The 18,954-nt window shown below is 63.9% G+C and carries 19 protein-coding genes; 16 read left to right on the forward strand and 3 right to left on the reverse strand.

Annotated elements, in window-relative coordinates; translation table 11 throughout:
- Positions 1-9: 9 nt before the first annotated feature.
- The 3 genes from BMY91_RS12580 to BMY91_RS12590 all read right to left on the reverse strand — a co-directional run bounded on the left by BMY91_RS12580 (position 10) and on the right by BMY91_RS12590 (position 2,450).
- Positions 10-786: a hypothetical protein gene (locus BMY91_RS12580; RefSeq protein WP_090822346.1), complete on the reverse strand. Its 777-nt coding sequence runs from the start codon at positions 784-786 to the stop codon at positions 10-12.
- Positions 783-1,763 (reverse strand): hypothetical protein, encoded by a 981-nt coding sequence (locus tag BMY91_RS12585; protein WP_090822348.1) that lies wholly within the window; start codon positions 1,761-1,763, stop codon positions 783-785. Before BMY91_RS12585 ends, BMY91_RS12580 begins: the two co-directional genes overlap by 4 nt.
- 198 nt (positions 1,764-1,961) lie before the next feature.
- Complete coding sequence (locus BMY91_RS12590; RefSeq protein WP_024818962.1) at positions 1,962-2,450, reverse strand: inorganic diphosphatase; 489 nt, start codon at positions 2,448-2,450, stop codon at positions 1,962-1,964.
- A gap of 209 nt (positions 2,451-2,659) precedes the next feature.
- Here BMY91_RS12590 and dacB point away from each other — a divergent pair, with 209 nt between their 5' ends.
- The 16 genes from dacB to BMY91_RS12670 all read left to right on the forward strand — a co-directional run bounded on the left by dacB (position 2,660) and on the right by BMY91_RS12670 (position 18,751).
- Entirely contained in the window at positions 2,660-4,108 is a 1,449-nt protein-coding gene (gene dacB, locus BMY91_RS12595) for a D-alanyl-D-alanine carboxypeptidase/D-alanyl-D-alanine endopeptidase (RefSeq protein ID WP_090822350.1), read from the forward strand.
- Positions 4,109-4,168: 60 nt separating this feature from the next.
- Positions 4,169-5,290, forward strand: coding sequence for a zinc-dependent metalloprotease (locus tag BMY91_RS12600; RefSeq protein WP_090822643.1), 1,122 nt, complete (start codon positions 4,169-4,171; stop codon positions 5,288-5,290).
- A gap of 86 nt (positions 5,291-5,376) precedes the next feature.
- On the forward strand, positions 5,377-6,447 hold the full coding sequence (gene tilS / locus BMY91_RS12605; RefSeq protein WP_090822644.1) for a tRNA lysidine(34) synthetase TilS: 1,071 nt from the start codon (positions 5,377-5,379) through the stop codon (positions 6,445-6,447).
- A gap of 31 nt (positions 6,448-6,478) precedes the next feature.
- Positions 6,479-7,030 (forward strand): hypoxanthine phosphoribosyltransferase, encoded by a 552-nt coding sequence (hpt, locus tag BMY91_RS12610; RefSeq protein WP_026540856.1) that lies wholly within the window; start codon positions 6,479-6,481, stop codon positions 7,028-7,030.
- Between the two features lie 132 nt (positions 7,031-7,162).
- Positions 7,163-7,999 carry a hypothetical protein gene (locus tag BMY91_RS12615; RefSeq protein WP_090822353.1) on the forward strand — a complete coding sequence of 279 codons (837 nt, stop codon included), beginning with the start codon at positions 7,163-7,165 and terminating at the stop codon, positions 7,997-7,999.
- 197 nt (positions 8,000-8,196) lie between these two features.
- Complete coding sequence (gene ftsH / locus BMY91_RS12620; RefSeq protein ID WP_090822356.1) at positions 8,197-10,266, forward strand: ATP-dependent zinc metalloprotease FtsH; 2,070 nt, start codon at positions 8,197-8,199, stop codon at positions 10,264-10,266.
- 10 nt (positions 10,267-10,276) lie between these two features.
- Complete coding sequence (folE, locus tag BMY91_RS12625; protein ID WP_090822646.1) at positions 10,277-10,912, forward strand: GTP cyclohydrolase I FolE; 636 nt, start codon at positions 10,277-10,279, stop codon at positions 10,910-10,912.
- Positions 10,913-10,917: 5 nt separating this feature from the next.
- Positions 10,918-11,823 carry a dihydropteroate synthase gene (gene folP / locus BMY91_RS12630; protein WP_090822358.1) on the forward strand — a complete coding sequence of 302 codons (906 nt, stop codon included), beginning with the start codon at positions 10,918-10,920 and terminating at the stop codon, positions 11,821-11,823.
- Positions 11,824-11,835: 12 nt separating this feature from the next.
- Complete coding sequence (folB, locus tag BMY91_RS12635) at positions 11,836-12,195, forward strand: dihydroneopterin aldolase (RefSeq protein WP_090822360.1); 360 nt, start codon at positions 11,836-11,838, stop codon at positions 12,193-12,195.
- Entirely contained in the window at positions 12,192-12,731 is a 540-nt protein-coding gene (folK, locus tag BMY91_RS12640; RefSeq protein WP_090822362.1) for a 2-amino-4-hydroxy-6-hydroxymethyldihydropteridine diphosphokinase, read from the forward strand. The genes folB and folK overlap by 4 nt, the downstream gene beginning before the upstream one ends.
- A gap of 2 nt (positions 12,732-12,733) precedes the next feature.
- Positions 12,734-13,255, forward strand: coding sequence for a DUF3180 domain-containing protein (locus tag BMY91_RS12645; protein WP_090822364.1), 522 nt, complete (start codon positions 12,734-12,736; stop codon positions 13,253-13,255).
- Positions 13,236-13,748: a PH domain-containing protein gene (locus tag BMY91_RS12650; protein WP_090822366.1), complete on the forward strand. Its 513-nt coding sequence runs from the start codon at positions 13,236-13,238 to the stop codon at positions 13,746-13,748. The genes BMY91_RS12645 and BMY91_RS12650 overlap by 20 nt, the downstream gene beginning before the upstream one ends.
- A gap of 20 nt (positions 13,749-13,768) precedes the next feature.
- Positions 13,769-15,334 (forward strand): PH domain-containing protein, encoded by a 1,566-nt coding sequence (locus BMY91_RS12655; RefSeq protein WP_256212724.1) that lies wholly within the window; start codon positions 13,769-13,771, stop codon positions 15,332-15,334.
- Positions 15,327-16,235 (forward strand): Rossmann-like and DUF2520 domain-containing protein, encoded by a 909-nt coding sequence (locus BMY91_RS12660; protein ID WP_090822370.1) that lies wholly within the window; start codon positions 15,327-15,329, stop codon positions 16,233-16,235. Before BMY91_RS12655 ends, BMY91_RS12660 begins: the two co-directional genes overlap by 8 nt.
- 5 nt (positions 16,236-16,240) lie before the next feature.
- Entirely contained in the window at positions 16,241-17,143 is a 903-nt protein-coding gene (gene panC, locus BMY91_RS12665) for a pantoate--beta-alanine ligase (protein WP_090822372.1), read from the forward strand.
- A 105-nt stretch (positions 17,144-17,248) separates the two neighbouring features.
- Positions 17,249-18,751, forward strand: coding sequence for a DHA2 family efflux MFS transporter permease subunit (locus tag BMY91_RS12670; protein WP_090822374.1), 1,503 nt, complete (start codon positions 17,249-17,251; stop codon positions 18,749-18,751).
- The last annotated feature ends 203 nt before the right edge of the window (positions 18,752-18,954 follow it).

The raw sequence follows: 18,954 nt of genomic DNA on the forward strand, positions 1-18,954 counted from the left end.
TCAGGCCGGTCAGGCCAGCCCGGCCAGTCCGCCCAGAACGCGGGCCAAGGACGCAGGCGAGGTTTCCTGGAGTTCAAACGTCACTGTCTCGCCGGCTACCTGCGGGGTCAGGACATGAACACCTGAAGGGGCCGTGTAGACAGTGACTGTGGGGAATTCGTTGGTGTCCGCGTTGAATGCCACTACGTTGCTGGCAGCTTGGGTGTCGGCCAATGCGGTGGCGGCGTGTGCCTCGAACTGTGCCTCTGTGTAGAGGGCGGCGTCGGTGTCGCGGACCGCGGCCTTTTCCGGGTCCACGAATTCTGCAAGGCGCGGGACCAGCTGCTCGCGGGTGATCACTGTGAAGCCGTGCAGTCCGCTTTCGTCCACTTCCTCCAGCAGGACGCCGTCGTCGTGAAGGTAGCTGTAGAGCCAGCGCTTGCCGGTGGATACTGTCCTTTCCACGGAGACAACGCTGCTGCCGCTGCGCCGCAGGGTGAGCGCGCCGGTGATGTCCTCGGTGGCGTGGAGCCGGGACGGTTCGGTCTCGCCCTCGAAGATCACCGGGTACACGAGCTCCTTGGCCAGCAACCCGCGCAAGGCAACAGCGCAGAGGACCTCCTTGTTGGCATCCTGGGCGGAGAGCCAGGGGAGCGCAACCATCTGCTCGTGCTGAACGCCGTCCAGCGCCACCACTTCTTCGTCCGTCAGTGTGGGCAGAGGTGCTCCGACTGCACTGGCTGAGGCAAGAACCTTGGCTGCCGCCTCAACGTCCCGCTGGGTCCATTTCATGGTGCTGGTGGTCATCCGAATATCCCTCCGACAAAGTTTCCGACTGACTTGGCGGCGTCACTGACCCCGTCTGCAACCTTACTGCCTACATCCTTGGCGAAGCCCGCCACTTCCTTGGCACCATCGGCAATGTAGCTGCCCGGGTTTCGGGCAAAGTTGCTGATGGAATCCCAGTTGTCGGCCACCAGGTTGCCCAGTGCCCAGGCGCCGGCCACGATGCCTGCACCGATCACGATGGGTGCGCCGATGGGTCCCAGCAGTGCGGCGCCGCCGGCCGTCATGAGCATGATGCTGCCAACACCGCCAACCACGGACAGGCCACCGGCGACGCGGTCACCAGTCCCGCGCCAGCCGTCATGCTCCGGGTTGATCATGTCGCTGATGCCACCCACGATGTTGAGGGGTGCCGCAAGGGCCCCGGCCACGCGGAGGCCCTTGGAGAACTTGCTGGCATCCTGGAACGCCTGGCTGTACGGAATGTTGGCCTTGAGGTCAGTGAGGACGTCCGTGACCTTTTCGCCGTTGCGCAGCGCAGTCATGGCATCCCGGACTACTGTTCCGCCGGCGCGCCAATTGGTGAGGACCTCGCGGGTTTTCACCCATTCCGCGTTGCCGAGCTTGAGGTACTTGTAAGCCGTCCACAGCGGCGCGGCCAGCCCCTTTACACCCATTGCGGTGTCGTAGACGTCCTTGAGGACACCCACTGACGTGCCCGAGCCATCGTTGTGGCTGGCGAACTCCTGCTGGTTGGCGTGCTTCTTCAGCTGGCTCGCGTTCTCGCGCAGCATGGTGGCGGCCTTCACCAGGCTTTGCCGGTGCTGGGAATTCCAGTCGCCCTTGAACACGGTGGCGTCCCTGCCCTGCCACGCCGTCGTGGAATTAATGGCGTTGGATAACTGCGCGCTCTCCAAATTGATGGCATCCGCAGCCTTGCCCATCACTCCGGCAAGACTGCGAAGCTGCGCGATGTCTGCGCCGTAGAACCCAGCCATGTGGAACCCCCTGTGTGCAAGCGTCGAAAAGTCTCGTCCCAGCCTAGGCGGACCTGCAAGCTGCCGCGATGGGGAGACATGCCCATGTGCACAAAAACCATCAGTTAAAGAACGACGGCGGCCGGTGCGGTTCGCAGGGAACCGTACCAGCCGCCGTCGGGCGGGTCAGGCGCTGGGCGCGACCCTAAAAAGCGGCGCTTAGTGCGCTGCCGGAACGTAGCGCTTGATGGATGCTTCCAGCTCGGCTTCGGCAGCGGCGCGGTCGCCCCAGCCCTCGGCCTTGACCCATTTGCCGGGCTCAAGGTCCTTGTAGCGCGTGAAGAAGTGCTCGATTTCCTTGATCAGGAACTCGCTGACGTCGCTGACTTCCTGGATGTGGTCGAAACGTGCGTCAACGGGGACGCAGAGGACCTTGGCATCTCCGCCGCCGTCGTCGGTCATGTTGAAAACGCCGATGGGGCGGGATTCAACGATGACGCCCGGGTGCAGATCGAAGTCCTGCAGGAGCACCAGTGCGTCCAGCGGGTCGCCGTCTTCGCCCAGGGTGTTCTCGAAGAAACCGTAGTGCGTGGGGTACTGCATGGAGGTGAACAGGACGCGGTCCAGGCGGACACGGCCGGTTTCGTGGTCAACTTCGTACTTGACGCGCGATCCCTTGGGGATCTCGATGGTCACGTCGTGCTTCATGGAATGCTCCTTGACGGGTGTGGGTGGGGCGTCGCTCCGCCGAAGCGGCCGTCACGGGTGACGGTGCCTCAGGCAGGCTGCTCAGCCCGGGGCTGGCGGCAGGCAAAAGTACAGCCGGTGCCGCCGACTACTATTGAGGATATAGCGAGAGGCCCGGGTTTCTTGAACCGGCGGGGACATTTCAGGACTGACAGGACCAAGCAACTTCCATGAAGGGCATTAAAAAAGGGGATGCCCGCTCAGGGTTATCCGTGGCGTGGGGGCGTCTGAAATGGCCGGCGCTGTTGGCCGTGGTCCTGCTCTGCGTCGCTGCCGTGGTGACGGCGGGGATGGTTCCGGGGCTGCTCACTGCGCCCAAGCCCGCACCATCGGTTCCCTCCTGGCAACAAGAGCCGGCTCGGCTGTCCGATGCCAGCGGCGTGCTTCCACTGTCCAACGACGCTCCCATCCCGGTGGCTGCCGACGTCTCCCGGCTCCTTGATGCCACCTTGAAGCCGGACGGCGCGGGAAGCATCAGTGGCGTGGTGATGGACGCGTCCACTGGAAAGGTCCTTTTTGACCGTGACGCCAACGGCAACCGCATCCCGGCGTCAAACATGAAGCTGCTCACCGCCGTAGCCTCGTTGAAGGCTCTTGGCCCCGAGTCACGCTTCACCACCCGGGTGCTGGCCTCGGACAATCCCTCCACGGTGGTGCTGACTGGCGGAGGGGATGTCCTGCTGGGTGCCGCCTCCTCCGATCCCGCGGCCGTCATGGGCCGTGCCGGCTTGGCTTCCTTGGCCGCCGATACTGCCGCCGCCTTGGCGCAAGCCGGGGTCAAAGGCCCCATCACTGTGCAGGTGGACGACTCACTTTTCACCGGTGCACCCCTCAACCCGGCGTGGAGCCTGGATGACGTGGCCGCCGGCGAGACGGCTCCCTTGTTCTCCCTGGCCCTGAACTCCGGGCGCTACTCGGCCAACGTCCTGACCGGACCGCGACCGCAGGATTCCGCCGTCACCACCGCGCAGGCCTTCGCCGATCAGTTGGCGGCCGCCGGCGTCGCGGTGAGTCCCGGCGTCGAACGCGGCAAAGGCCTCCCCGCCAAGGTGCTGGCCGCCGCCGAGTCCGCCACGGTCAGCGAACAAGTGGACCTGATGCTGGAGACCTCGGACAACTTCCTCGCCGAGGCGCTGGGGCGGATGACTGCCGGAGCCTCCGGTCAAGAGGCCACGTACGACGGCGCCACTGCAGCCGTGCGGCAAAGGCTGGGGGAGTTGGGGATCGCCACGGATTCGATGCAGTTGGCCGACGTTTCGGGGCTCGCGTTGGAGAACCAGGTCAGTGCGCGGCAGTTTGCCGAGGTTGTCCGTGCCATCACCAGCGGACCGGAGCCCGCATTGCGGACGGCCTTGGACGGCTTCCCGGTGGCTGGCCTGACCGGCACCCTTGACGACAGGTATGTGGACGCCGGAACTGCGGAAGGCGCGGGGCTGGTTCGCGCCAAGACAGGGACGCTGAACACGGTGATCGCGTTGAGCGGTTACGTGGTGGATGCCGATGGCAGGCTGCTGGTGTTCTCGTTCATCGGCAACGGGCTGGATCCGGGTGCTGCCGGGAACAAGGTAGCTATGGACCGATCGGCGTCGGTGCTGGCGTCGTGTGGGTGCGGGGGCTGATGCTCAGCGTGGAGCGAACTTAAGGGTTCACTGTCGGTTACGTGTGGTGTGATGGTCCTTATGGTGTCATCTGCCCGCGATTCGTCAGCAGGGGCCCCGTCCCTGATCAATTGGGACCTGGCCGCCTCTACGGCTGCCCGGCTTGCCCCTCCCGGTCCGGAGCTTAGCGCCGGAGAGATTGGCAAGGCGGTGGAGAACCTGCGCTTCAATGCGGATATCTCCGTCCCGCATGTGCACGACATCACGGGGTTGGACGCCGCACGGGATCTGCGCGATTCCCACGTCCTTGTGGTGGACCGTGCTTCTTGGTCCAAGGCCAATACGCAGAGTTTCTCCGTGATGCTGCAGCCCGCGTTGAAAAAGATGCTGGACAGCCGCAGTGGAGTGTCCATGACCCCCGCCGCAGCTGCAGCCAGTGGCGCCATCACCGGCACCCAGCTCGGTGCAGTGCTGGCATTCCTTTCCAGTAAGGTCCTGGGCCAGTACGATCCCTTTGCTGCCTTGGCTCCGGACTCCAACGTTCCGCCAGGAGGCCGGCTCCTGCTCGTGGCGCCAAACATCATCTCCGTGGAACGCGAACTTAACGTCCACCCTGACGACTTCCGCCTCTGGGTCTGCCTGCATGAGCAAACGCACCGCGTGCAGTTCGCCGCCGCGCCATGGCTCAGGCACCACATGCTGGACGAAATCGAGAAGCTCAGCGGCAACCTCCTGGGCAACATGGATTCCTTGGTGGAACGCGCCGGCGCAGTGGCCAAGTCCTTGCGCGACCGCAACCCCTCTGAAAAAGCCCCGGGCCGCGGCGCCATTCTGGACCTCCTGCAGAATCCAGAAGAGAAAGCGTCCCTCTCCCACATCACGGCCGTCATGAGCCTGCTGGAAGGCCATGCAAATGTGGTGATGGATGCCGTTGACTCCAGCATCGTTCCGTCCGTGAAGACCATCCGCCAGCGCTTCAATGACCGCGGCAAGGATCGCGGCGTCGTTGAGAAATTCATCCGCAACCTCCTGGGCCTCGATGCCAAGATGCGCCAGTACACGGACGGCGCCAAGTTCGTGCGAGAGGTTGTCGCTGTCGCAGGCATGGATGGCTTCAACAGGGTCTGGGAAGCAGCAGGGCACCTCCCCACCGAAGAAGAGATCCATAACTCCAGGCTGTGGCTTGAGCGGATGGGACTTTGACCGCTTCCGCCGCAGGAGCTCCTGCAGCCAAGGGCCGACGCCGGCCAGGGCGTTTGGCCCCGGTCGTCGGCAAAGCACGCAAGCAGTTGCAGAACGCCCTGGCCGCGGCGGGCTATCCGTCACGTGTGCTGGTCGCCTGCAGCGGCGGGCCGGATTCCTTGGCGCTCGCAGCTATCGCCGCCTACTTTGCCCGGCGTGGCCATGTGGACGGTCATCCGGTGACCGTGGCCGGCGTCGTGGTTGACCACCAACTGCAGGCCGGATCTTCGGAAGTTGCTGACAGGACCGCGGCCGTTCTCCGCGAGCTTGGGCTCTCTCCTGTGGAAGTGCGCACCGTGGAGGTCGCGGCGACTGGTTTTGGCCCCGAGGCCGCTGCCAGGGATGCCCGTCATTCCGCGTTGGACTCCGCTGCGGATGACTTTGGCTGTGACGCGATCTTGCTGGGGCACACTCTGGACGACCAAGCTGAGCAGGTGCTTCTGGGCCTGGCCCGCGGCTCGGGAACGCGCTCCCTTGCCGGAATGAGGCCCGCCCGTGGTCGCCTGCTGCGCCCCTTCCTGGGACTTCGCCGCGAAGAGACTTTGGAAATCTGTGACGTGGAGGAGCTTGATCCCTGGCACGACCCCAGTAATGCAGATCCCGCCTTTGCCCGTTCCAGGACCCGAGTGGAGGTCATGCCCGTACTGGAGGCGAAGCTCGGACCGGGAGTTGCAGAGTCGCTGGCACGCACGGCAGCCATCCTTCAGCAGGATGCGGATTTCCTTGAGGAGCTGGCCAACGAGACCTATCTCTCACTTGTGCGGCGGGAGGGCGGCGATGCATGGCTGCCCGAGGACGCCGTCCGTCAGCTTCCGGCAGCGCTGAGGTTCCGCGTGATCGCGAAGGCGGCGGCCGACGTCGGGGGTCAACAACCCGGCTACGGGCGGCTCCAAGCCGCGGAAGCGTTGCTTCGCCGGCAAGGGTCAGCCGGGCCCGTGGAGCTTCCGGGGCACGTCAGTGTGTTTCGCTTGTCCCTCAGCGATCTGGAGCAGGAGAGGCCGGTTTCATACGCCGCGTCGGCGGCCAATGAGACCGGTGATTCGCCCCAGGCCGGTCCCCGCGAAGCCGCGCGCTGTGGGAAGCTAGTATTCCGGCATCAGAAACCGTCCCAACAGTAGCCGCACCCGAGCATCAAAACAGGAGCCATTGGTGGATTCAAACGACGTCCAGGCAGATCTCAAGCACGTTCTTTACACCAAAGAGCAGATCCAAACGCGTATCGCAGAACTCGCGGCGCAGATCGACAAGGACTACGAGGGCCGCGACATTTTGGTTGTCGGCGTCCTCAAGGGCGCCGTCATGGTCATGGCCGACCTCGCCCGTGCGCTGCACAGCCACGTGAGCATGGACTGGATGGCCGTCTCGTCCTACGGCTCGGGTACCCAGTCTTCCGGCGTAGTCCGGATCCTCAAGGACCTCGATACCGACCTCATGGGCAAAGACGTTCTCATTGTGGAAGACATCATCGATTCCGGCCTGACCCTTTCCTGGCTCAAGTCCAACCTGGAATCCCGGGGTACGGCCAGCGTTGAGATCTGCACGGCCTTCCGCAAGCCGACCGCTGCCAAGGTGGAAATCGACGTCAAGTACGTGGGCTATGACATCCCCAACGAGTTCGTGGTTGGCTACGGCCTGGATTACGCAGAGAAGTACCGCAACCTGGACTTCGTGGGCACCCTGGCCCCGCACGTCTACGAGTAAGCCTCTTTCCGCTTCCACGCCGCACAGTTTCCCGCCATCCGCACCTTGAAGACTCTGGTGCAGGGGCGCGAACGGGTGCGGCGTTGGCGTTTAAGGGGGTGCTCTGGGACAGGCCCGGAGCTAAACTGAACCATGACCGGTGCCCCCGCCCGTCTGCTGGCTGGCTTTGCCGTCCTGGCAACCCTCCTCACGGCCTGTACACCTGTGGCCGATCTCAACGAGACCGCTGCCGGTCCATCCGCCGCGGGTTCCACGGTCCTGCCAACAGGCACCCCTCCCCAAGCACCCTCGGCAACCGCCGTGCCCCCACCGTCTGTGACCGCGGTACCGCCAGCGCCTGCACCTCCAGCACCAGCACCTCCGCCCGAGGCCTTCGCCCTCAACCTCTACCAAGAGGGCGACTTCGTGCCGCAGTACACCTTTGACTGGTGCGTTGCGGCCAGCATCCAGATGGCGCACAACCTTACTGACGGCACGCGTGGAGCATCCTGGGCTGGTGCGGCGCAGCAGGGCGAACTGTGGGAGATGGCCCGGGCGAGGTCCTCCAACGCGTTCAACGGGGCCAATCCGCGGGGGTGGGCCCAGGTTCTGACCGAGGTGGGGATGGGTCCGTACACGGTGGTCAGCATCGCGAACTATGAGGACACCCTGCAGACCGCGGCCCGGGCAATTGCAGAGACCGGCCGGCCGGTGGGGCTCGTCATGTGGAGTGGTCGCCACGCATGGGTGATGAGCGGATTCGAGTCCGTAGGTGATCCCGCCCGGTTCCCGGAGTTCCACGTGACCGGTGTCCATGTGCTGGATCCGCTATACCCGCACGGCAGCGGACAATGGGGCCCGTCGCCCGAGCCGAACAGCCTGCTCACCCCGGAGCAGTTGGCCACGCAGTTCGTGGTCCGCGAACCCCGGCGTTGGAGCACGGATCTTCCCACGGGTTATCTGCTGGTGCTCCCGGTGGCCGCGGCCTGACTCATCGCCAGAGTAAAAAAGCCTGTCCCGATGCGTCGGACGCGAGTATCCTGTGTACGCCCAGAGGGAACTTTTGGACTTTCCGATGCGTGAATTACTGGGAACGGTGTATAGCTTGAAACTGAAGCAGCACCACTCGCGCGCAGAAGTTGCGCCTTGCAGCACTACCAGGAGGGACGGGGCAAAACCCCGATCAGATGAAAGCTAAGAGTTTCTTCAAGGGCCCGGGCATCTGGATTGTTGTCGTCGTTGGCTTGCTCCTGGTGGCATTCGCAACACTGGCTCCGGGCGGTTCCACGCGCATTGACACCAAGGAAGGCCTGGAGCTCCTTTCCCAGAGCGGGAAGGTTGAGCAGGCCAAGATCTTCGACGCCGAGAACCGCGTTGACCTGGTGCTCAAGGACAACCTGAACCTGGATGGCCAGGACAAGGGCAAGAACGTCCAGTTCTTCTACGTCACGGATCGCGGTCCTGATGTTGTGAAGGCTGTTACCAACGCCAACCCGGACAAGGGCTTCACGGACCAGCCGATCGAGAACAACTGGTTCTCCGGCTTGTTCTCGCTGCTCATCCCGGTGCTGCTGCTTGGTGTGCTGTTCTGGTTCCTTCTTTCCCGCATGCAGGGTGGCGGCTCCAAGGTGATGCAGTTCGGCAAGTCCAAGGCCAAGCTGGTCAACAAGGACATGCCGCAGGTGACCTTCTCCGACGTCGCCGGTGCTGACGAGGCCGTTGAGGAGCTCCAGGAAATCAAAGAGTTCCTCCAGGAACCCGCAAAGTTCCAGGCCGTTGGCGCCAAGATCCCCAAGGGTGTGCTGCTGTACGGCCCTCCGGGCACTGGTAAGACGCTGCTGGCCCGTGCTGTTGCCGGCGAGGCCGGCGTTCCCTTCTTCTCCATCTCCGGCTCGGACTTCGTTGAGATGTTCGTCGGTGTTGGTGCTTCCCGTGTCCGAGACCTCTTCGAGCAGGCCAAGGCAAGTTCCCCCGCCATCATCTTCGTTGATGAAATCGACGCTGTCGGTCGTCACCGTGGCGCCGGCATCGGTGGCGGTAATGACGAGCGTGAGCAGACCCTGAACCAGCTCCTCGTGGAGATGGACGGCTTCGACGTCAAGACCAACGTCATCCTCATCGCGGCTACCAACCGTCCGGACGTCCTGGACCCCGCTTTGCTGCGCCCGGGCCGCTTCGACCGCCAGATCACCGTGGAAGCCCCGGACATGATCGGCCGCGAACAGATCCTTAACGTTCACGCCAAGGGCAAGCCCATGGCGCAAGGGATCGACCTTAAAGCCGTGGCCAAGAAGACTCCCGGTTACACCGGCGCTGACCTGGCCAACGTGCTCAACGAAGCCGCATTGCTGACGGCGCGTTCCAACGCCAACCTGATTGACGATCGCGCGCTGGACGAGGCAATCGACCGCGTCATGGCCGGCCCGCAGAAACGCAGCCGCGTGATGAAGGAACTTGAACGCAAGATCACCGCGTACCACGAAGGCGGCCACGCGCTGGTTGCCGCTGCCTTGCGCAACTCCGCTCCGGTCACCAAGATCACCATCCTTCCCCGTGGCCGTGCCCTTGGCTACACCATGGTGATTCCCGAGGACGACAAGTACTCGGTGACCCGCAACGAACTCCTGGACCAGATGGCCTACGCCATGGGTGGCCGTGTTGCCGAGGAGATCGTTTTCCACGACCCCTCCACCGGTGCCTCAAATGACATCGAAAAGGCCACCTCCACGGCCCGGAAGATGGTTACGCAGTATGGCATGAGCGAACGCGTTGGCGCCGTGAAGCTGGGCCAGGGTGGCGGCGAACCGTTCCTCGGCCGCGACGCTGCCCAGGAGCGCAACTTCTCAGACCAGATCGCGTACGTCGTGGACGAGGAAGTTCGTCGCCTGATCGATCAGGCGCACGATGAGGCTTATGCCATCCTCACGGAGAACCGCGATGTCCTGGACCGCTTGGCATTGGAACTGCTTGAGCGGGAAACCCTGAACCAGGCCGAGATCGCCGAGATCTTCCACGACATCCGGAAGCGCGATTTCCGCGAAATCTGGCTGTCCAAGGAGTCCCGTCCGGTGCAGTCGATTCCACCGGTGGAAAGCCGCGCTGAGAAGGCTGAACGCGAAGCCCAGGAAGAAGCCAAGAAGGCGCGTCTGGACGAGCCGCTGGACGTCGTCGCACCGCATGCCCAAGGAGTCAGCAGCCAGGATTCGTTCCAGGCCCCGCATCCCGACGGCGGCAACGACCACCCGCATCACGGCTAAGCTTTCTGCTGTGACTCATTTCGACGACGACGACGACCTCGCCGCCGCCCACGGTTCCGCCGCGGGCTCCAAGCACGGCCACAAAGTTGACCGCCCGCGTATTGAAGCCGCTGTCCGCGAGATTCTCCTGGCAATAGGTGAAGATCCCGACCGTGGTGGGCTCCAGGACACGCCCAAGCGCGTAGCCAAGGCTTATGCCGAGGTGTTTGCAGGGCTGCACCAGCACCCTGCGGATGTCCTGTCCACCACGTTCGACCTTGACCATGAAGAGCTTGTCCTGGTGAAGGACATCCCCTTCTACTCCACGTGCGAGCATCACTTGGTGCCGTTCCACGGCGTCGCGCATGTTGGTTATATTCCGTCGCATGACGGCAAGGTGACCGGCCTAAGCAAGCTTGCCAGGCTGGTGGACATCTATGCGCGACGCCCTCAGGTGCAGGAACGCCTCACCACCCAGATCGTGGAGGCGCTCGTGAAGCACCTCAACCCACGCGGGGCGATAGTCGTCGTCGAATGTGAACACATGTGTATGTCAATGCGCGGCATCCGCAAGCCCGGCGCGAAGACCGTCACCAGCGCGGTGCGCGGTCAACTCCATGACCCGGCCACCCGCGCCGAGGCCATGAGCCTCATACTCGGAAGGTAAGCACTATGGACTCCCTCGCTGCAGCACCCGGAACCGGCCCGGCTACAAGCCCGCTGCCGGTTCTCCGCAAGCCGCGCCCCGCGGCAAGGTTCGAGGACCTGCCAACGGACCGCACGCTGGTCATGGGAATCCTCAATGTCACCCCGGATTCCTTCAGCGACGGCGGCACCCACCGCACGCCGGATACTGCCATCGCGCTGGGGCTGCGCATGTTCTACGCAGGGGCGGACATCATCGACGTCGGGGGCGAATCCACGCGCTCGGGCGCCGAACCGGTTTCCCCTGAGGAAGAACAGCGCCGCGTCATCCCGGTGATTCAGGCCCTGGTCAAGGCCGGTGCGCTGGTCAGCATCGACACGATGCACACGTCCACGGCAGCGGCAGCAGTAGACGCCGGAGCGGCCATCATCAACGATGTGTCTGGCCTGACCATTGAGCCGGACATGCCCGAGCTCGTGGCGCGCACCAAGGCTCCGTACATCCTCACGCACCGCCGCGGCGACGCCCTGACCATGGACAGCCTCACGGACTACAACAACGTGACGGAGGACGTGGTGGCTGAGCTCAGCGGCGTCCGCGACAAGCTGTACGCAGCGGGCGTGGCTCCGGAGCAGATCATCATCGATCCCGGCGTAGGTTTCTCCAAGAACGAGGACCAGAACTGGGAGATCCTCAAGAATCTGGACCAGCTCTTCACGCTTGGCCACAAAGTGATGGTGGCTGCCTCCCGCAAGCGGTTCCTCGGTTCGCTTCTCACGGTGTCCGGTAAGTCGGCTGCTCCCTTGGAACGCGACGCCGCGACCGCTGCCATTACCGCTTTGAGCGCCACCAAGGGCGCTTGGGCTGTCCGCGTCCACGACGTCGGCCCCAACCTTGACGCCGTCAAGGTCGCCGCCCGTATAGCCCGCTGATTGGAAAACGCTGTGGACAGGATCACGCTGACCGGCGTCACCGCCGTCGGTTATCACGGAGTCTTCGATTTCGAGCGCCGTGATGGCCAGCCGTTCGTGGTGGATGCCGTGCTGCACACGGATTTCACCAAGGCTGCCCAGACGGATGACCTGCAGTACACAGCCCATTACGGCGAAGTTGCTGAACTGATCACCCAACACATCGAGGGCGAGCCCTTGAACCTGATCGAGGCCCTGGCCGTCAGGATTGCCGAGGCCATTCTGGCGAATTACACCGTGGCCGCGGTCGACGTCACCATCCACAAGCCCAAAGCTCCCATCGAGGTGCCGTTCGGCGACGTCACTGTCAGCGTCCACCGGGAGCGATCATGACGTCCGGCTATACCAAGGCCATCCTGGCCCTTGGCAGCAACCTGGGGGAACGTAACGACACTCTGTCCACCGCCGTGGCCGATCTGGTGGACCCTCCGGAGGTTCGTCTCCTGGGCGTTTCTCCGGTGGTGCAGACCAAGGCAGTTGGCGGTCCCGAGGGCCAACCCGACTTTCTGAACATGGTCATGGCTGTGGAGACCACGCTCACGCCGTTGGAGCTTTTGAAGCACTGCAACGAGGTGGAGGAGAAGCACCACCGTACCCGCGAGGTGCGCTGGGGTCCCCGGACGCTGGACGTCGACATTGTCGTGTTCGGCGACCTCGTCAGTGACGACCCCATCCTCACCCTCCCGCACCCCCGGGCGGGGGAGCGCGCTTTTGTTCTCTATCCGTGGTCCCTGCTGGAACCACACGCGAAACTCAACGGTCAGAGCGTTGCCGATCTTGCCGCCGTCGCAGCTGACATGCCGGACATTCGTCGGTTTGACGGCTACGGTGACGTCGCCGGAGTGCCAGCGACGGGAGCGGTGGAGTAGCCATGAAAGCCATGCGCCCCGTGGTTCTGGTGCTCATTGCCGTCATCGCTGCCGTCATCGGCTGGTTGGCCACTGCAACTACCAACCGCTTCAGCATGCCCACCCCGGTCCTGCCAGTCTCTGCGCTGATCACCATGGGCGTCATTGTCGGCCTCACGCTTGTCATGGGGATCCGGGTTCTGCGGTGGCGGAATGGCAAAAAGAAGAACATGCTCAACCCGATCCTGGCGGCCCGGACCCTGATTTTGGCCCAGGCCTGCGCCTACGCCGGAACGTTGCTCCTCGGCTGGCATGCGGGAATCTCGGTTGACCTTCTCCGCGTCGGCGGCTTGCGCAGCGGTGAAGGCATCCTCTGGAATGCCGTGCTGATGGGCGGTGGAGGCGTGGTGATGATAGTGGTTGGACTTGTTGTTGAACGGTTCTGCCGGATACCCCCGGAGGACTTTGAGGGCGGTACCGCCGGACCGGAACCCCGTCGCGGCGAAACCAAAGGTGAAGGCGAGTATGCATACCGAGGCGATTGACCCTCCTGGCGTTCAGTGGCTTCGGGTGTCCCCGAAGTACGTCACCGTTCGCTTGGTGGAGTGGGCCATCGGCAACGTCTTCATGGTGGCCATTCTCAGCTTGCCGCTCATTTTCGTGCTGTTGGGTTGGTGGCGATGGCCACCCTTATGGCTCGCCATCACAGTTCCGGCGGTAATGCTGGTTCTGGCACTGTGGCGGCTCCTGCTGATACCGCGCCAAGTGCGTGCCATCGGCTACGCAGAACGCGATGACGATCTCCTCATCCGCCGCGGCATCTTCTTCCAGCGCACCATGGTGGTTCCCTACGGCCGGATGCAGTATGTGGACGTGGCAGTGGGGCCCGTCGAGCGCGGCCTGGGGCTGTGCACCCTGAAACTTCACACGGCCTCGGCCGGAACAAACGCACATCTGCCAGGACTCCCCGCTGAGGAAGGCGCGCGTCTGCGCGAGCAACTTTCTGCCCGCGGAGAAGCCAGGCTGGCTGGGCTGTGAGCCCTGCGGACAGTGCGGCTGTGAGCCCGCCGGCTGCAACGGGCGACGGCGACTGGAAGCGTGTCCACCCGGCGTCACCATTCGTTCGCGGCTGGGTGGCGCTGGCCGCCGTCGGATTCTTCTTCGGCCGCGACGCTTTTGAGCGGATGCTGCAGGGCCGGGATTTCCTGGATCCCAACCTGAACGGCCGTGTTCCATGGCTCCTGGCCGGCGGCGCCGTCGTTTTGCTCCTGACAGTTGGCGGCTTCATCCTCAGCTGGTATTTCACGCGCTACCAGGTGGCCGAAGGCTATGTGCGGGTGAACACCGGCTTCCTGTTTAAGCAGCAGCGGCAGGCACGCCTGGACCGTGTGCAGGCCATCGACATTGTGCAGCCGCTCCTGGCACGGATTTTTGGTCTCGCCGAACTCAAGTTTGAAGTGGCCGACGCCGGCGAGTCGGCAGTGCGGCTGGCTTACCTTCCGCTCCACCAGGCCAAGCAGCTCCGCGCCACCATCCTTGCGCGGGCAGCGGGCGTGGTCAGCGGTCCCGAGACAATCGAGGAGATTCCCGAAGCGCCGGAGCACGTGGTGCTGGCCGTGCCGCCGGGCAGGCTCATCGGTGCCCTGCTGTTAAGCGAGCAAACCGTCGGTATTCTGCTCGGCGCCGCTGTTGTTGTCACCACCTCGGTTCTCCTGGAGAACAACGCCATTTTCCTGGCGCTCATCCCTGGCATTTTGGGTATCGGTGCCGCGTATTGGAGTTCGTTCAACAAGGGCTACAACTTCACCGCGGCCATCTCCCCGGACGGCATCCGCCTTCGCTACGGCTTGTTGGATACGCAGGCGCAGACCCTGCCGCCCGGACGCATCCAGGCGCTGATGGTCACTCAGCCACCCCTTTGGAGGGTCTTCGGCTGGTACCGCATGCACGTCAACGTTGCCGGCTACGGTGTTTCGGCCAGCAGTGAGGGCGCTGCCCGCACCGTGTTGCTTCCTGTTGGCTTGAAGTCTGATGTCATGCGGATGATGTCCTTGGTACTGCCGGATCCTGGTGTGGGGGATCCGGAACGGGTCTTCACTGCCGGGCTGGAGGGCTTGGCACCGGCCGGGCCTCAGTCCAGCGCAGGGGACGGGTTCGTCACCACGCCCCGCCGTGCCCGCTTGCTGGCCCCTTTGGGTTGGCGGCGCAACGGATTCTTTGCCACCCGGACTGCCTTGGTGATCCGTTCCGGCCGTTGGTGGCGCACCTTGGTCCTTGTGCCGCATCAGCGGACGCAGTCCATGGCGCTGCACCAGGGACCGTTGGCGCGGCGCTTCGGGGTGGCCGATCTGGTTCTCCACACCACGGCTGGACCCGTTTCTCCCCGCGTGTTCCAAGCTGGAGTGGAGCAGGCCGTGGAGCTCTTCGACCAGCAGTCCGCCCGGGCACGTGAAGCACGGAAGCGGCAAACCAGCGAACAATGGCTGGCTCAGGTAGCACCGCAGGCGCCCGAGGTTGCGGCCGCGGTGGAAGCCGAACAGCCCCAACGGCCAGCGCAGCCTGTACAACCCGTACAACCCGTTCAACCCCAGACTTCACCCCAGGAGGACCGACACAATGGCTAGGCCAGGACGACTCGGAGTTGGCATCATCGGCGCCGGCAAGGTGGGTGCCGTCCTCGGTGCCGCTTTGCGCGCGGCCGAACACGCCGTCGTCGGGGTTTCTGCTGTGTCCGAGGCGAGTCGGGAGCGGGCCGGGACCCTGCTTCCCGGCGTTCCGATCCTGGAGATCCAGGACATCGTGGAACGCTCGGAACTCGTGCTGTTGGCTGTTCCGGACGATGCCTTGGGGGAGTTGATCGCCGGACTGGCAAAGCTCGGCGCCTGGCAGCCTGGCCAACTGGTGGCGCATACGTCCGGCCGATTCGGCGTCGGAATCCTCAGTCCGGTCCGCCCAGCCGGCGCCATCCCACTGGCACTGCACCCGGCCATGACCTTCACCGGTATGAGCCTGGACCTGACCCGGCTCATGGACTGCACTTTCGGAGTGACCGCGGACGCCGCCATGCTTCCGATCGCCCAGGCATTGGTAGTTGAGATGGGTGCTGAGCCAGTGGTCATTGCCGAAGGGGACCGCACGCTCTATCACGCGTCCCTCGCGCACAGCTCCAACCACATGGTCACGCTGGTGGCGCAGGCGTCGCAGATGCTCCGGGAGATCGGGGTCGAATCCCCTGAATCCATGCTCGGTCCGCTGCTGCGGGCCACGCTGGAGAACGCCCTTGCCTCCGGCGAATCGGCACTGACAGGTCCCGTGGCGCGCGGGGATGTGGGTACTGTTGCGGCGCACGCGAATGCACTGAGGGAATACGACGGCGGTGCGGGCGGCGATGTCCTCGCGGCCTACCAGGCCATGGCGCAGGCTACTGCCCGCCGGGCGGTAAACCGCGGGTTGCTGCGCCCGGAACAACTGAATGACATTGACCAGGCGTTGGGCGCTGAACCCAACGCGCCGGAAGGAAACTGAACAGCATGGCCATCAAACTCGTAACTACCGCGGCGGAACTGCGCGCCGAGAGTGCCAGGCTCCTGGCTGCCAAAGGTGGAAACTCGCAGGGCCTGGTGCCCACAATGGGGGCTTTGCACGCGGGCCACGCGGCGTTGGCGCGGACCGCAGTGGCTGAGAACGACGTCGTGGTGGCCACCATCTTCGTGAACCCGCTGCAGTTCGGTGATGCTGTGGATCTTGACCGCTACCCACGGACCCTCCAGGCAGATATGGCCCTGCTTGATGCCGAAGGCGTGGACCTCGTCTTCGCACCGTCCGTGGACGAGGTGTATCCCGGCGGCCAGCCCTTGGTGCGGGTGACATCCGGCCCGTTGGGCGAAAAGTGGGAAGGTGCCTCGCGCCCGGGGCACTTCGACGGCGCCCTGACTGTGGTGGCCAAGCTGCTTCACTACGGACTGCCCGGAGGTGCTGCCACGGACGGCACGACGGCCGCCTACCGGGCTTACTTTGGCCAGAAGGACGCGCAACAGTTGGCTCTGGTGAAGCGCATGGTTTCTGACCTGAACTTCCCGGTGGAAATTGTTCCCGTGCCGATCGTGCGGAGTGAGGACGGTTTGGCGTTGTCCAGCCGTAATCGTTTTCTCTCTGAGGAGGAGCGGGAGGCCGCGCTGGTGTTGTCGCGGGCTTTGCGCCTCATTGAGTCGCGCGCCACCGCACACCAACCGCTGGACCTGGATTCCGCCGTCGCGCTTGTTGAATCCCAGCCACTGGTGGAACTGGACTATTTCGACGTCGTGGATCCTGCCACGCTGGAGCCGCTGGCAGAGAACTGCAAGGAGACGCCCTTCCGCGGTGAAGGGCTGGCGATCATTGCAGCCAAGGTTGGCCCGGTGCGGCTCATCGATAACGCCCCGTTGTTTTCCTAACGTTTGGAATTTTCCTGCTGACGGGAATTGGATGGGCGTTTAGACTGTTTTAGTCTTCACCGGCACAGATCGCCGGACACCAAATCCAAACCTTGGGGAACCCTCATGTCTACCGACGTCACGTCCGACGCCAACGGCAAGCCTGAATCCGGCGCTTCCGGTACCGTCGCCTCTGCGGAGGCAGCCGCCCCGCAGGCTCCGGTGTCACAGGCGCCTGTGTCGGGCAAGATGTCCCGCGAATCGGTGACGGTCATCGTCACGTTGCTGGTTGCCACCTTCGTGGTGATCCTCAACGAGACCATCATGAACGTCGCCCTGCAGCGGCTCATGACGGACCTGCAGGTCAGCGCTTCCACAGTCCAGTGGTTGGCCACCGGGTTCATGCTGACCATGGCAGTCGTCATCCCCACCACCGGGTTCATCCTGCAACGGATGAGCACGCGCGGGGCGTTCATGCTGGCTATGGGACTCTTCAGCGGCGGCACATTGTTGGCCGCCTTGGCACCGGGATTCCTGGTGCTGCTGCTGGCGCGCATTGTCCAGGCCGGCGGAACGGCCATCATGCTGCCATTGCTGATGACCACCATCCTCACGCTGGTACCCATGGCAAAGCGCGGTGCCGTCATGGGCAACGTCAGCATTGCCATCTCGGTTGCTCCTGCCATGGGGCCCACCGTTTCCGGCATCATCCTGGACCACTTCTCGTGGCGCTTCATGTTCGTGTTCGTGCTGCCCGTTGCCTTGGCAGCCTTTGCGATTGGCGCCAAATACCTCACCAACGTGGGTGAGCGCGAGAAGACCACTTTGGATGTTACTTCGGTGATCCTTACTGTTCCTGCCTTCGGTGGCCTGGTGTACGGCCTGAGCCAGATTGGTGGCGCCAACGCCGGGATTGTTCCGGTCATCGCCCTGGTGGTGGGTCTCCTCTCCCTGGCGCTGTTTGTCTTCCGGCAGTTGAAGCTCCAGAAATCGGACGCGCCGCTGCTGGACCTCCGCGCCTTCAAATTCCGGATGTTCACTGTGTCCACGCTGCTGATGGTCGTCGCCATGATGGCGCTGTTCGGTGGTGTGATCCTGCTGCCGCTGTACCTGCAGAACACCCTGCACCTGCAGCCGTTGGAGACCGGGTTGGCGTTGCTGCCGGGCGGTTTGGCCATGGGTTTGCTGGGTCCGGTCATTGGCCGCATCTTCGACAAAGTGGGTCCGCTGCCGCTCACCGTTTCCGGCTCAGTCCTCATGGTCCTGACTCTGTGGCAGTTCTCCCGGCTTGATGAGGGAAGCGCGCTGGGATGGGTGATTGCGCTGCACGTTACGTTGAGCCTCGGCCTGGCATTGTTGTTCACACCGGCCTTCACCACCGGCCTGAACCCACTGCCGCCGCACCTCTATTCACACGGTTCGGCGATCATCAGCACCGCCCAGCAGGTTTCCGGTGCAGCTGGTACGGCATTGCTTGTGTCCATCTACGCCGTGGTTTCTGCTTCGTCCGGCCTCGTTGCCGGCATGCAGGCAGCGTTCCTGGCAGCCACCATCATTGCCGTTGCTGCCGTCATCCTCGGTGCCATGATGCGCAAGACCGAAGGTGCCGGGGGCCACGGAGGTCACTGACCCGCGCCTCGCCCCATACTCCCGCATTGGCTTCCCTTCTTCCCTTCCGACGCTCTCTCACCTTTTTGGGGTTTTCGGGGGATCCTCTCTCACGTTTTGGTCTTTTTTGGGCAACGCTCTCTCACTGTGGTGGGGGAGCGTTGTTGGTTTCCGGGGTTGGTGTTCGACGGCGGTTGGTGGGTTTGGTGTGAGGGGGCGGGTTG

This window comes from Arthrobacter sp. yr096 (genome assembly GCF_900108925.1).
In the GTDB taxonomy this organism is placed as follows: domain Bacteria; phylum Actinomycetota; class Actinomycetes; order Actinomycetales; family Micrococcaceae; genus Arthrobacter.

Excerpts from the sequence above, each read along its gene's own strand:
- BMY91_RS12580 (WP_090822346.1), bottom strand. The coding sequence starts at position 786 with ATGACCACCAGCACCATGAAATGGACCCAGCGGGACGTTGAGGCGGCA.
- BMY91_RS12585 (WP_090822348.1), bottom strand. The coding sequence starts at position 1,763 with ATGGCTGGGTTCTACGGCGCAGACATCGCGCAGCTTCGCAGTCTTGCC.
- BMY91_RS12590 (WP_024818962.1), bottom strand. The coding sequence starts at position 2,450 with ATGAAGCACGACGTGACCATCGAGATCCCCAAGGGATCGCGCGTCAAG.
- dacB (WP_090822350.1), top strand. The coding sequence starts at position 2,660 with ATGAAGGGCATTAAAAAAGGGGATGCCCGCTCAGGGTTATCCGTGGCG.
- BMY91_RS12600 (WP_090822643.1), top strand. The coding sequence starts at position 4,169 with ATGGTGTCATCTGCCCGCGATTCGTCAGCAGGGGCCCCGTCCCTGATC.
- BMY91_RS12615 (WP_090822353.1), top strand. The coding sequence starts at position 7,163 with ATGACCGGTGCCCCCGCCCGTCTGCTGGCTGGCTTTGCCGTCCTGGCA.
- ftsH (WP_090822356.1), top strand. The coding sequence starts at position 8,197 with ATGAAAGCTAAGAGTTTCTTCAAGGGCCCGGGCATCTGGATTGTTGTC.
- folP (WP_090822358.1), top strand. The coding sequence starts at position 10,918 with ATGGACTCCCTCGCTGCAGCACCCGGAACCGGCCCGGCTACAAGCCCG.
- folK (WP_090822362.1), top strand. The coding sequence starts at position 12,192 with ATGACGTCCGGCTATACCAAGGCCATCCTGGCCCTTGGCAGCAACCTG.
- BMY91_RS12645 (WP_090822364.1), top strand. The coding sequence starts at position 12,734 with ATGAAAGCCATGCGCCCCGTGGTTCTGGTGCTCATTGCCGTCATCGCT.
- BMY91_RS12650 (WP_090822366.1), top strand. The coding sequence starts at position 13,236 with ATGCATACCGAGGCGATTGACCCTCCTGGCGTTCAGTGGCTTCGGGTG.
- BMY91_RS12660 (WP_090822370.1), top strand. The coding sequence starts at position 15,327 with ATGGCTAGGCCAGGACGACTCGGAGTTGGCATCATCGGCGCCGGCAAG.
- panC (WP_090822372.1), top strand. The coding sequence starts at position 16,241 with ATGGCCATCAAACTCGTAACTACCGCGGCGGAACTGCGCGCCGAGAGT.
- BMY91_RS12670 (WP_090822374.1), top strand. The coding sequence starts at position 17,249 with ATGTCTACCGACGTCACGTCCGACGCCAACGGCAAGCCTGAATCCGGC.